The organism is Kineococcus siccus, assembly GCF_009906795.1.
GTDB classification, from domain to species: domain Bacteria; phylum Actinomycetota; class Actinomycetes; order Actinomycetales; family Kineococcaceae; genus Kineococcus; species Kineococcus siccus.
This window is the reverse complement of record NZ_JAAALN010000130.1, coordinates 1-12259: the sequence shown is the minus strand read 5'-3', so window position 1 is coordinate 12259 and position 12259 is coordinate 1. Positions and strand designations below refer to the sequence as shown.

The 12259-nt window shown below is 76.1% G+C and carries 11 protein-coding genes; 7 read left to right on the top strand and 4 right to left on the bottom strand.

The window, feature by feature from the left end; genetic code table 11:
• The first annotated feature begins 3 nt into the window (after positions 1–3).
• Positions 4–1470 (top strand): Mur ligase family protein, encoded by a 1467-nt coding sequence (locus GTR02_RS14365; protein WP_166608180.1) that lies wholly within the window; start codon positions 4–6, stop codon positions 1468–1470.
• Positions 1471–1542: 72 nt separating this feature from the next.
• Here GTR02_RS14365 and GTR02_RS14360 read toward each other — a convergent pair whose 3' ends face one another.
• Entirely contained in the window at positions 1543–2349 is an 807-nt protein-coding gene (locus GTR02_RS14360) for an endonuclease/exonuclease/phosphatase family protein (RefSeq protein ID WP_276610923.1), read from the bottom strand.
• 50 nt (positions 2350–2399) lie between these two features.
• Positions 2400–3317: a phosphotransferase gene (locus GTR02_RS14355; protein ID WP_166608176.1), complete on the bottom strand. Its 918-nt coding sequence runs from the start codon at positions 3315–3317 to the stop codon at positions 2400–2402.
• A 96-nt stretch (positions 3318–3413) separates the two neighbouring features.
• On the opposite strand from GTR02_RS14355, the gene nudC reads away from it, so the two are divergent.
• From nudC to GTR02_RS14330, 5 genes are all read left to right on the top strand, one after another.
• Positions 3414–4445 carry an NAD(+) diphosphatase gene (gene nudC, locus GTR02_RS14350; RefSeq protein ID WP_205709286.1) on the top strand — a complete coding sequence of 344 codons (1032 nt, stop codon included), beginning with the start codon at positions 3414–3416 and terminating at the stop codon, positions 4443–4445.
• Positions 4446–4510: 65 nt separating this feature from the next.
• A complete protein-coding gene (locus tag GTR02_RS14345; RefSeq protein ID WP_166608175.1) occupies positions 4511–5671 on the top strand; it encodes a sensor histidine kinase in 1161 nt (386 codons plus the stop codon).
• 52 nt (positions 5672–5723) lie between these two features.
• The gene (locus tag GTR02_RS24545) at positions 5724–6350 is read left to right on the top strand and encodes a response regulator (RefSeq protein WP_205709285.1); all 627 of its coding nucleotides are present in this window, start codon (positions 5724–5726) and stop codon (positions 6348–6350) included.
• Between the two features lie 163 nt (positions 6351–6513).
• Positions 6514–7437: an ABC transporter ATP-binding protein gene (locus GTR02_RS14335; protein ID WP_166608174.1), complete on the top strand. Its 924-nt coding sequence runs from the start codon at positions 6514–6516 to the stop codon at positions 7435–7437.
• Positions 7437–8315: an ABC transporter permease gene (locus GTR02_RS14330; RefSeq protein WP_240895735.1), complete on the top strand. Its 879-nt coding sequence runs from the start codon at positions 7437–7439 to the stop codon at positions 8313–8315. Before GTR02_RS14335 ends, GTR02_RS14330 begins: the two co-directional genes overlap by 1 nt.
• A 32-nt stretch (positions 8316–8347) precedes the next feature.
• Here GTR02_RS14330 and GTR02_RS14325 read toward each other — a convergent pair whose 3' ends face one another.
• A complete protein-coding gene (locus GTR02_RS14325; protein ID WP_166608172.1) occupies positions 8348–8896 on the bottom strand; it encodes a nucleoside/nucleotide kinase family protein in 549 nt (182 codons plus the stop codon).
• 97 nt (positions 8897–8993) lie between these two features.
• Positions 8994–9248: a mycoredoxin gene (locus GTR02_RS14320; protein ID WP_166608171.1), complete on the bottom strand. Its 255-nt coding sequence runs from the start codon at positions 9246–9248 to the stop codon at positions 8994–8996.
• Between the two features lie 182 nt (positions 9249–9430).
• Between GTR02_RS14320 and GTR02_RS14315 the strand changes: the two genes are divergently transcribed.
• Positions 9431–11530, top strand: a complete 2100-nt coding sequence (locus GTR02_RS14315) for an ATP-dependent DNA helicase UvrD2 (protein ID WP_166608170.1) — start codon at positions 9431–9433, stop codon at positions 11528–11530.
• Positions 11531–12259 lie beyond the last annotated feature (729 nt).

Below are 12259 nucleotides of genomic sequence, written 5' to 3'. Positions count from 1 at the left end.
GCACTGCCCCGCCCGGTCGACCTGGCCGGCGTGGCCAGCGCCCTGCGCCTCGCGCCCCCGCCGGGCGGGGCGCCCCGCGTCGAGGGCGTGACGCTCGACTCGCGGCGGGTGCTGCCCGGGGACCTCTACGCGGCCCTGCCCGGCGCCCGGTGCCACGGCGCGCAGTTCGCCGCGCAGGCCCGCGCCGCGGGTGCCGTGGCCGCGCTCAGCGACCGGGCCGTCGACGGCCTGCCCACCCTCGTGGTGCCCGATCCGCGCGCGGTGCTGGGTGAGCTCGCCGCGCACCTGCACGGACGGCCGAGCACGGCCGTGCGCGTCCTCGGGGTGACGGGCACGAACGGCAAGACGAGCACGACCCACCTCCTCGACGCCGGCCTGCGCGCGGCCGGTCACCGCACGGGCCTGCTGAGCGGGCTGGAGCTGCGGACCCCCCGGTGGACGGAGCCCGCCGCGCGCACGACGCCCGAGGCGCCCGACCTGCAGGAGGCGCTGGCCGCGCTGCGCGACCAGGGCGCGGGCGCGGCGGCCGTCGAGGTCTCCAGCCACGGCCTCGCCCTGCACCGGGTCGACGGCACCGGCTTCGCCGTCGCCGTGTTCACCAACCTCGGCGTCGACCACCTCGAGCTGCACGGCGACCAGGAGTCCTACTTCGCCGCGAAGGCGTCGCTGTTCGCGCCGGGGCGCTGCGCGCTGGCGGTGGTCAACGTCGACGACGCGCACGGCCGGCGCCTGGCCGCGGACCTCGCCACGCCCGTCGTCACGTTCTCGGCGACCGGCCGGGCCGGCGCGGACTGGCGCGCCGCCGACGTGCGGGCCGACGGTGCCGGCACGTCGTTCCGGCTGCTCGGGCCGGGCACCGACCGCCGGGTGCGGCTGCGGCTGCTCGGGGCGCACCAGGTCGACAACGCCCTGGGGGCCCTCGCCGCGCTGGCCTCCGGCGGCGACGACGTGGACGCCGCGGTGCGCGGCGTGGAGGGCCTCGCGCAGGTCCGCGGCCGGCTCGAGCGCGTCGACGCGGGGCAGCCGTTCCTGGCGCTGGTGGACTACGTCCACAACGTGGCCGCCCAGCTGCGGCTCCTGCCGTTCGTGCGCACGCTGACGACGGGCCGCGTCCTCGTGGTGCTCGGCGCCACCGGCGGTCGTGACCCGGGCAAGCGGGAACCGCTGGGGCGCACCGCGGCGCAGCTCGCCGACGTCGTCGTCGTCACCGACGAGAGCCCGCACGGCGACGACCCCGCGGACCTCCGCGCGGCCGTCGCCGCCGGGGCGCTCAGCGCGGGCTCGGCCCAGGTGCACGTCGAGGCCGACCGGGGCGCGGCGCTCGACCTCGTCGTGCGGCTCGCGGACCCCGGTGACGTGGTCGTCGTGGGCGGTCGCGGCCACGACCCCCGGCTCGTGTCCCGGGACGGCACGCGCAGCTTCGACGACGCCGAGCAGCTGCGAGCCGCCCTGACCCGGCTGCCCGTCTGACGGACCCGCCCCGCCGGGCCGGGCGGCGGCGCCGGTCGGGCCGCCGCCCGCCGGCCGCGCTCGGCGCCTCGCTCACCCGGCGACGGCCTCCCCGACCAGCGGCAGGACCACGTCCACGACGAGTCCGCGGTGGTCGCTGCCGCCGACCCGCTCGGCGCGGGCGCCGGCCACCTGCCAGTGCAGCGCGTCCGCGAGGACGTGGTCCAGCTGCAGGCGCGGGGCCGGCGAGGGGAACGTCTTGGCCCGCACCAGGGACGTCCAGCCGGAGGTCCGCGGGGCCAGCGGCCCCGGCAGGTTGAGGTCGCCCATGAGGACCAGCGGCCGGGGCAGCGACTGCGACCAGGCCTTGAGCTGGCGCAGCTGGGCGATCGCGCGCGCCGGCGCGAAGGACAGGTGGGTGCTGATGACGGTCAGCGGCCCGGCGGGGGTCTGCACGACCGCGGCGAGGGCCACGCGCTGCTCGTCGGGCACCCACAGCACCCGCTGCGGCGCCCCGGCCGGCAGCACGACGGGCAGCTGCGCCCGTCCCGGTGCCATCCGCAGCTCGTGCCACTGCAGGACGGGGAACCGCGACGCCAGCGCGATGCCGTAGGACGGCTCGTCCGGCAGGGTCCGCGCCGCGGTGCGGAAGTCCTCCCGGGCACCGGGCGTGCCGTGCACGGCGGCGGCGAAGCGGTGCTGCCAAGCGGGACCGCCCGCGGCGCACGCCGCGGCGACCATGGCGGCCTGGTCGGTGTGCCCCGAGCGCGGCAGCAGGTGGTCGACCTCCTGGACGGCGACGACGTCGGCGCCCAGGCCGGCGACCGCGGCGGCCATCCGCTCGCTCGACAGCCGGCCGTCGCGCAGGTCGCGTCCCGACGCCGCGTTGACCGTGGCCAGCCTCAGCCGCGCGGGGCGGCCGTCCCCGCCGGCGGGGTCCGGGGCGGGGATCAGGAGTCCAGGGGGACGGCGTCGGCGTGGGAGTCCAGGTCGTCCAGCATGCGCCGGGCGTCCTCGACGATGTCCGGGTCCTCGGTCCGCAGCCCCAGCAGCAGCCACCGGGCGAGCGCCAGCTCCCCGGCCAGGCGGGCGCGCACGACGAGGTCCGGGTCGGCGGGTTCGCGACGGGCGTGGGCGTACGCCTCGACCACCGACTCCAGCGCGTCCGGCTCGGCGCCCACGGCCAGCCAGGCGAAGTCGTCGGCGGGGTCGGCGACCTTGGCGTCGACCCACCCGGTGACGCCCGTGAGCCGGGTGCCGTCGCTGCGGACGTGGTCGCCGACGAGGTCGCCGTGCACGGGCGTCGCGGCGAAGCGCCAGCGCGCGACGTCCTCCATCACGACCTCCCAGCGCGTCAGCAGCCGCGGCGGCACGTGCCCGGTCGCCGCCGCCCGGTCGAGCTCGGACAGGCGGCGGCGCCGGTACTCCTCGGCGTCGTAGACGGGCACACCGGCGTCGGCGAACACCGCCACGTCCACCTGGTGCAGGGCGGCCAGGCCGGTGCCCAGGGCGGCGGCGAGCCCGGGCCCCGGGCGCACGTCCTCGGGGTGCACGGGCGCTCCAGGCAGCTCGGGGTGCACCAGGCAGCGCCCGCCCTCGGGCAGCGTGAGCGTCCCGGCCGGGGCGGGTACGGCGAAGGGCAGCAGCCCCTGCAGCGCGGTGAGCAACCCGATCTCCGTGTCGAGCGCCGCGGCGGCCGCGGGGCGCCGGGGGGAGCGCACGACGAAGCGGCGCGCCTGCCCGTCCTGGACGAGCGCGACGTCGAAGTCGGCGCCGTCGGTGTCACCGCGCCCCGCGGCGACGACGTCCATCCCGGGGACGGCAGCGGTGGCGAGGGCGGCGAGGACGCGCGGCGAGCGGACGGGCACGCGCCCACGGTATTGCGCCCGAGCCCTGCGGCGGCTCACCGGTGGCCGGACACCGCCGACGCGTACTCCCCGCTGGCCGCTGCCTACAGTGCGCTCGTGACTCCCCGCCCTGCCGACCACGCCCACCCGGCCGACGCGCGACCGGCCGACCGGTCCGCGGTCGAGCTCGCGCGCGGCCCCCTCCCCGGCCTCGCCCTCGCGGGCCCGTCGACGCTGGACCGCGCCGGGGTCCGGCGCACCACGCCCGGGCTCCTGGACGCCCTGTGGGCCGACCCGGCCACGCGCGTGCTGCGGGTGCACTCGGGCCGCGCGCCGGTGGTCCCGCGCCGCGGCGGGTTCGAGCTGGTCCTGCTGCCGCCGGCCGGTGTGCCGGCGCCCGGCCCGGACGACCTGACGCTGTACCTGGGCACGGCCGGCGGCACCGAGCACGTCGCGGTGGTCTCGGCGGAGTCCGAGCCCGAGGTGGCCGACGGCTCCGCGGGCGACGAGGAGTGGCGCGGCCTGCGCGAGGTCGGCACGGTGCTGCCGCCGCTGGACGCGCGGTTGTTCACCGAGGCGCTCGCCATGGGCAACTGGCACGCGGTCACGCGGTTCTCGCCGCGCACGGGGGAACCGCTCACGACGACGACGGGCGGCTGGGTGAAGGCCGAACCCGCCGGTCGCGAGCACTTCCCGCGCACGGACGCCGCCGTGATCATGGCGGTCGTCGACCCCGAGGACCGGCTCCTGCTGGGGCACCAGCCGATCTGGCCCGCCAACCGCTACTCGATCCTCGCGGGGTTCGTGGAGCCCGGGGAGTCGTTCGAGGACACCGTGCGCCGGGAGGTGTTCGAGGAGGCGGGCGTCGTCGTCGGCCCGGGCACCGACGACGTCCGCTACCTGGGCAGCCAGCCCTGGCCCTTCCCCGCCTCCATCATGGTCGGGTTCACGGCCCGCGCGGTCACCACCGACATCCGCGTCGACGGTGACGAGATCGCCCTCGCGCGGTGGTTCAGCCGGGCCGAGCTGGCCGAAGCGGTCACGACGGGCAGCGTGCTGCCCCCGCCGCCGGTCTCCATCTCCCGCAAGCTGATCGAGGCGTGGTTCGGCGGCCCGCTGCCCGTGCCGGACGACGAGCCCTGGGCCTGAGCCCACCGGCGCGTTCTGGTGGCCCGGGGACGCCGTCCCCGGGTCGGACCTCGTAGCATCCCCGCATGGCAGCCAGCGACCGGCGTGCCCGCCTGCGGGAGCAGCTGGACCGGCTGCGCACGCCTCAGCTGTCGGTGGCCGTGTTCGTCGTGTGCGTGGGGCTGCTGCTGAACGTGGAGCCTCTCGTCCTCACGCTCGTCGATGCGGCGGACGCGGGCGAGGTCGTCGGCGCCGTCCTCGCGGTGGCCCTGCTGGTGCTGGCCTACAGCCAGGTGACGTGGCCTCTCGTCTTCGGCGGCCTGGGCCAGCGCCGTCTGGTGCTGCGGGCCACGGCCTACGCCTTCGGCGTCGGGGTCCTGTGCCTTGCGCTCGGGCCGCACTGGTTCGACATGGCGTTCCTCCCGGTGGCGCTCCTCTTCACGTGCCTGCCGGTCGGGGCGGCGCTCGCCGGTGCCGCAGCGTCGATCGCGACCGTCGTCTGGGGCGCCCTGCGGTTCGGTTCCGAGGTGGGCGAGGCGGCCCAGCTCGCCGTCCACACCGTCCTGCTGGCAGCCGTCTTCTACGTCCTCCTGCGCCTGGCGACCATGCTGCGCTACGTCGAGGCCGGCCGAGAGGCCGCCGAGCGCGCGGCCATCGTGGAGGAGAGGGTGCGGCTGGGCCGCGACCTGCACGACGTGGCCGTGCACCACTTCACGGCCATCCGGCTCAAGGCCGAGATCGCGACGCGGCTGTACGACGCCGAACCACCGAGGGCCCGCCGTGAGCTGGTGGAGATCGCGGACGCCAGCGTCCAGGGCTTGTCCCGCGTCAGGTCGCTGATCCACGGCTACCGGCACAGCGGCTTCGGGCGCACCCTCGCCGAAGCGGCCAACCTGCTGCAGACCGCCGGCGTCGAGCTGCGCAGCGAACTCGAGGTCCGCCCAGAGCAGTTGCCCGAGGTGACCGAGCAGGTGCTGTGCTGGGTGCTCACGGAAGGGGTCACGAACGCCCTGCGCCACTCCTCGCCCACCGTCGTCATCGTGCGGCTGGACGCACGAGACGGTCGTACCAGCCTCCAGGTCAGCAACGACGGCGTGCTCCCGACGGCACCGGGCGGTCGGCGCGGGCACGGCCTGGCCGGGCTGAGCGAACGCCTCGAAGCCGTCGGGGGCACCATGTCCTCCGTGCGCACGGCCGACGACCGCTTCACGGTGACCGCCAGCGTCCCCGGCGAGGTCTGTCGGTGACCGGCGCGCGATCGCGATCCGCAGCCCCTCGCCCGACGCCCGGGAGGAACGGGTGAAGGACCCTCGCGAGCCCGTCATCCGGGTGGTCGTGGCGGAGGACGAGGGTCTCATCCGGGACGCACTCACGACGCTGCTCGACCTCGAACCGGACATGACGGTCGTCTCGGTGCACGAGCGCGGGGACGACGCCGAGAACTGGCTGCTGGCCCACGAGGCCGACGTGGCGGTGCTGGACAACCACCTGCCGGGCCGCACCGGCATCGAGGTCGCCGGGCGGTTGCGCCGGGCGGGCGTGCGCGCGGCCGTCGTCATCCTCTCGGGGTCGGCGCGACCGCAGGACCTCCGTCTCGCTCTCGCCGTGCCGGTGCTGGGGTTCTGCTCCAAGGGCGTGTCCGGGTCACAGCTCGCGCAGACGATCCGGTCGGTGTACGCGGGGCAGCGGTACATCGACCCCGACCTGGCCGCAGCGGCTCTGGCGGCCCAGCAGAACCCGCTGCGCGACAAGGAGATCGCTGTCCTGCGTCTCGTCGCCGAGGGACTGCCCACCGACCGGATCGCCGCGCAGCTGCACCTCAGCCCCGGAACCGTCCGCAACTACGTCTCGTCCGCGTGCTCGAAGATCGGCGGCGCCAACAAGATCGCGGCGGTGCGCACAGCGCGGCAGGAGGGCTGGATCTGAGGCGTCGTGGCCGCCCCGGCCTCCACCGCCACGCGCGGTCGGCCGGGTCCGCTCGCGCGGGCACGCGCCGGTGACACGTGTCATCAGGAGCCGGGAGGAACGCACTCCTCCTGGTGACAGGAGGAACTGCCGCGCCGCCTGAGCTCGACCTAGCGTTCCCCGCATGGATCGCATCATCGAGGTGGACCGCTTGAGCGTGGTGTACCGGGACACCACCGCGGTCGACGGCATCAGCTTCCACGTCGACCGCGGCGAGGTCTTCGGCCTGCTCGGCACGAACGGTGCGGGCAAGACGACGACGCTGGACGTGCTGGAGGGCTACCGCGCCCCCAGCGCGGGCACGGTCCGCGTCATGGGGTGCGATCCCCGGCGCGACCACGACCAGCTCGCCCCGCGGGTCGGGATCCTGCTGCAGGAGGCCGCGTTCTTCGAGACCCTCACCGTGGCGCAGACCGTCACGGCGTGGCGCCGCTTCCACGTCGAGCCGCAACCGCTGGAGCGCGTGCTGGAGGCCGTCGGCCTGAGCTCCCGGGCGCACGTGCGCTGCTCGCAGCTCTCCGGTGGCGAACGCCGCCGGCTGGACCTGGCGCTCGCGCTGCTCGGCGGCCCCGAGCTGCTGTACCTGGACGAGCCGACGACGGGCATGGACCCGGAGGCCCGCCAGGAGTGCCTGGACCTCGTGCGCCGGCTCGTCGAGGACGGGACGACCGTCGTGCTCACCACGCACTACCTCGAGGAGGCCGAGGTGCTGGCCGACCGCGTGGCCATCATGAACGACGGCCGCATCGAGGCGACCGGGACGCTGAGCGAGATGCGCCGGCTGGCCGGCGACTCCCGGATCACCTTCGGCATCGACCCCTCGTGGGTCGACGCCCTCCCCGTCCGCGAGGCGGTCACCGTGCAGCGCCACCCGGACACCGCCCGGGTCACGATCTGCGCGGGCGACCCCCAGCGGGTCCTGCGCGAGCTGTCGGACTGGGCAGCGGTCACCGACGTCCGGCTCGACGAGCTCACCGTCCAGCCCGGCGGGCTGGCGGAAGTCTTCCGCCGCATCGCCGAGAACGCCTCGCAGAGGAGCGTCGCGTGATGGCCCCCGCAGTCTCGAGCGCGACCCGGTCGGTCCGGGACGCCGCCGCCCCCTCCCTCGGGCACCGCGCCGCGCGGTGGTCGTCCGCGACCTGGTCCCAGGTCCGCCTCTCGCAGCGCGTGTTCTGGCAGGACGTCGCCTTCGCCCTCATCGGGGCCCTGATGCCGATCGCCATGGGCCTGGCCCCGGCGTGGTCCTACCGGCACCAGCCGGCCCCGGCGGGCGGCGTGCCGGTGAGCACCTACCTGCTGCCTGGCGGCATGGCGGCGGCGCTGCTGTGGATCATCTACACGACGGTGAACTCGGCCGCTCGGCGCCGCGAGACGAAGGTCTACAAGCGGCTGCGCGCGACGCCGCTGTCCGACTCCTCGATCCTGGTCGGCGAGACGGTCAGCGCCTGCCTGCCGGCAGTCCTCCAGTCGGGCGTCGTGCTGGCGACGGGCGTCCTGGCCCTGGGGGTGCCGCTGCCGCGGCACCCGGCCCTGCTCGTGGTGGGCGTGCTCCTCGCGGCCGCCTGCTACGGCCTCCTCGCGATGGGCCTGTCCGGGCTCCTGCCCAGCGGTGAGGTGGCGACGTGGATCGTGACCCCCTTCGTCTTCGGGCTCTGGTACGTCTCGGGGGCGATCACGCCGCTGGACGCCTTCCCGGGGTGGCTCGCCGACGTGAGTCACCTGCTCCCGGCGACCGCGACGGCCGACGTCGTGCGGGCCGCCTTCCTGGGCGTCGGTCACACCTCGCCCTCGCTCACCCAGCACTTCGCCACGGGCGCGGCGACGTGGGCGGTCCTGCGCCCGCTGCTCGTCCTGCTCGCCTGGTCCGCGCTCGGCGCCCTGCTCTGGAAGAGGTTCTTCCGGTGGGACCCGCGCCGCTCGCGCTGACCGGCCTCGGGGCCGCACCCGGCGGCCCGGCGTCAGCGCACCAGCTCCGCGGGGTGCCGGGGGTCCTCGCAGCGCAGGACGGCGGTGGCGCGCGCGACGGGGTCGGACTCGGCCAGGTAGCGGTGCCAGCCGCCGAGGACGCGCCCGGCGTCGGCCTCGGGGGTGCGGCGGCGCACGGCCGCGTCGGACGTCGTGAGGTGGAGCACCGCGTCGAAGCCGGACCGGACGTCGTCGCGCAGCAGGAAGGGCCCGGCGAACACGAGGACGGCCTCGTCGGGCACGTCCTCGCGCGCGGCGCGGGAGGCCCGGTCGGTCGCGGGGTCGTAGAGCGACGGCACCCAGCGCCGGCCCGACGAGGGGGCGAGGGGGCACAGCAGCTCCCGGTGCAGCCCCGAGACGTCGAGCCAGCCGTCGTGGAAGGCGTCGGGGTCCTCGCGGCCGAACTCGTAGCGCAGCGACCGGGGCCGCCAGAACCCCGTCCAGTCGGCGGTCAGGACGGTGCGGGCCCGGCGGCGCAGCGCGGCCGCGAGGTGGCTGGCGTACAGCAGCGTGTCCGCGTCGACGGCGCCGTCGACGCCCACGCGGGCGCCCGCGGGGACGTCGACGGCCCACCGGTCCGCGAACTGCTCGGGACCGGTGGGCCGGTAGGTGGTGCTCGACGTGCTCAGGAGGGGGACCTCAGGCGGCGAGGCGCGCCTTGACGTCCGCGACCGAGGGGTTGGTGGCGGCCGAGCCGTCCGGGAAGAGCAGGGTCGGCACGGTCTGGTTGCCGCCGTTGACCTCCATGACGAAGTCGGCGGCGTCCGGGACCTCCTCGATGTTCACCTCCGTGTACGAGATGCCCTCGCGGTCCATCTGCGTCTTCAGGCGGCGGCAGTAGCCGCACCACGTGGTGGTGAACATCGTGACGCTGCCGGCGGCAGGTGCCTGCATGGTGCCCTCTCCTCGGTCGTCGCGCGCCGGGCCCGGCGCGCTCCCTGGCTCCAACCGCAGCCTGCACCGGGCTCTTCCCCGGCGGGGACCGCAGCACCCGGCCTGTGGACGACGCGCGCGTCCACAACCACGCGCGCCACCTGCGCGGCGGCGGCCCGCGGAGTTGAGAGGATGGCCGCGCCATGACTGCCGCACCCCTCACCGCCCCCTCCGCGGACTCCGTCCTCGCCGGGCTGGACCCCGAGCAGCGCCAGGTCGCCACGACGCTCGACGGTCCCGTCTGCGTGCTCGCCGGCGCGGGCACGGGGAAGACCCGCGCCATCACGCACCGCATCGCCTACGGCGTGCACTCCGGCGCCTACGTGCCGAACCGGGTCCTGGCCGTCACCTTCACGGCGCGCGCGGCGGGGGAGATGCGCACGCGCCTGCGCGACCTCGGCGTCGCCGGGGTGCAGGCCCGCACCTTCCACGCGGCCGCCCTGCGGCAGCTGCAGTTCTTCTGGCCGCAGGCCGTCGGCGGCAGCCTGCCCCACCTGGCCGAGCACAAGGCGCCCCTGGTCGCCGACGCGTGCAACCGGCTGCGGCTGTCGGCCGACCGGGCGCGCGTGCGCGACCTCTCGGCCGAGGTCGAGTGGGCCAAGGTCATGCTCGTCGACGTCGACGACTACGTCCGCCTGGCGGGCAGGGCGGGCCGCGGGGACCCGGGCGGCCTGGACCTCGCGACGGTCGCGCGGCTCATCCGCACCTACGAGGACGTCAAGACCGACCGCGGCGTCATCGACTTCGAGGACGTGCTGCTCCTGACCGCGGGCATCCTCGACGAGCGCCCCGACGTGGCGGCCACGGTGCGCCAGCAGTACCGCCACTTCGTCGTCGACGAGTACCAGGACGTGTCGCCGCTCCAGCAGCGGCTCCTGGACCTGTGGCGCGGCGAGCGCCAGGACCTGTGCGTCGTCGGCGACGCCAGCCAGACGATCTACTCCTTCGCGGGGGCGACGCCGGAGCACCTGCTCGAGTTCCCGCAGCGCCACCCCGGCACCACGGTGGTCCGGCTCGTCCGGGACTACCGCTCGACGCCCGAGGTCGTGGGCTTCGCCAACTCCGTGCTGTCGATGGCGACCGGCCGCCACGCCCGCGCGCGCCTCGAGCTCATCGCGCAGCGCCCGTCCGGGCCGGCCCCGACGTTCACCGCCTACGACGACGACGTCGCCGAGGCGGCCGGGGTCGCGGCCAGGATCGCCGCGGAGGTCCGGGCCGGGCGGTCCGCGAAGGACATCGCCGTGCTGTTCCGCACCAACGGCCAGAGCCAGGCGCTGGAGGCCGCGCTGGCCGACGCGGGCGTCGGCTACGTCGTGCGCGGCGGCGAGCGGTTCTTCTCCCGCCGCGAGGTCCGCGACGCGATCGTGCTGCTGCGCGGCGCCGCCCGCTCGGCGCTGCCCGGGCACGAGCTGGGGGGCGAGGTGCGCGCGGTGCTGTCCTCCGCCGGCTGGACGGAGAAGTCCCCGACCGCGGCCGGGTCGGTCCGCGAGCGGTGGGAGTCGCTGCAGGCGCTGGTCGTGCTGGCCGACGAGCTGGCGGACAAGCGCCCCGACGCGGGACTGGCCGAGCTCGTGGCCGAGCTGGAGGAGCGGGCCTCCGCGCAGCACGCGCCCACCGTCGACGGCGTGACGCTGGCGTCGCTGCACGCCGCGAAGGGCCTGGAGTGGGACGTCGTCCACCTCGTGGGCGTCTGCGAGGGCCTCCTCCCGATCAGCTTCGCCGAGACGCCGGACGACGTGGAGGAGGAGCGGCGGCTGCTGTACGTGGGCGTGACGCGCGCCCGCGAGGGCCTGCACGTCTCCTGGGCGAACGCCCGGACGCCCGGCGGTCGGGCCACCCGCAAGCCCTCCCGGTTCCTCGACAGCGTGCGCCCGCAGGCCGCCGCGGGGGCGGCCGGCCGGCAGCGCCCCTCGGGCGGTGCGCGCAAGGCGTCGGCGGGTCCGGCGAAGTGCCGCACGTGCGGGAACCTGCTCGCCGCGGGGGCGGAGCGCAAGCTCGGCCGCTGCGCCACCTGCCCGTCGACGTACGACGAGGCGGTGTTCGACCGGTTGCGCGAGTGGCGCTCCGGCGTCGCCCAGGAGACGTCCGTGCCGGCGTACGTGGTGTTCACCGACGCCACGCTGACCGCCATCGCCGAGACGATGCCTGCGGACGTCGCCGCCCTCGCGGCGGTGTCCGGCGTCGGCCCCGCGAAGCTGGAGAAGTGGGGCGAGGACGTCCTCGCCCTCCTCGCTGCCGGCTGAGGGAACCCGCGCCCGACGCCGCCGACGGGCGTCGCGCGCGGCGTTCGGGTCGGTGGTGCTCGACCCCGCGAGCCGTTGCGCCGCAACGTCTCCCGCCGTTCCGCTGGCCCTGCTCGACGCCCCTGCCGACGGCGCGCGGAAAAAGACGTTGTCGCCGCGGGCCGGCTGGCCCTACAGTCGAATCACGCCCAGGGGCGGCACACGCCGCCGCACGACGCAGAGGAGGGGACCACGATGACCAGCACCGAGATCGCCACCGGGAACGTCACCCGTGTCGTCGCCTCGACCTCCGCCCCGTGCATGCGTGAGCGCATCCTCGCGTCCACCAGTGCCCTCACCACGGGTGGAGTGCGTCCGGTCACGGGCGCCCACCGTCGGGCTTTCGGCGCCTACTCCCCCTTCTCCACCCCGTCCACGGGACCCTCGACCTCGGCACCACCGGTCTAGCAGCACCGGTCGTTCCCCCCAGGCCGCGGATCCCGACATCGGGTCCGCGGCCTCTCTGCGTCTGCGGGCTCTCTCCCCGGAAGTTCCACCCCTCGCGAGAGATGCACCAGAGATGACGACGACGAGCAGCCAGCCCGCCCACCGCCAGACGCAGGAGTTCCGCACGCTCGGCGCCGCCGGCCGGAACGCCCAGGACCAGGGAACCACCGTGACCACCAGCACCCGTCCGCGCGGCACCACCGCGACCACCGCCCCGACGACCACCGCCCCCACGACGACCAC

Excerpts from the sequence above, each read along its gene's own strand:
- GTR02_RS14345 (WP_166608175.1), top strand. The coding sequence starts at position 4,511 with ATGGCAGCCAGCGACCGGCGTGCCCGCCTGCGGGAGCAGCTGGACCGG.
- GTR02_RS14335 (WP_166608174.1), top strand. The coding sequence starts at position 6,514 with ATGGATCGCATCATCGAGGTGGACCGCTTGAGCGTGGTGTACCGGGAC.
- GTR02_RS14330 (WP_240895735.1), top strand. The coding sequence starts at position 7,437 with ATGGCCCCCGCAGTCTCGAGCGCGACCCGGTCGGTCCGGGACGCCGCC.
- GTR02_RS14320 (WP_166608171.1), bottom strand. The coding sequence starts at position 9,248 with ATGCAGGCACCTGCCGCCGGCAGCGTCACGATGTTCACCACCACGTGG.
- GTR02_RS14315 (WP_166608170.1), top strand. The coding sequence starts at position 9,431 with ATGACTGCCGCACCCCTCACCGCCCCCTCCGCGGACTCCGTCCTCGCC.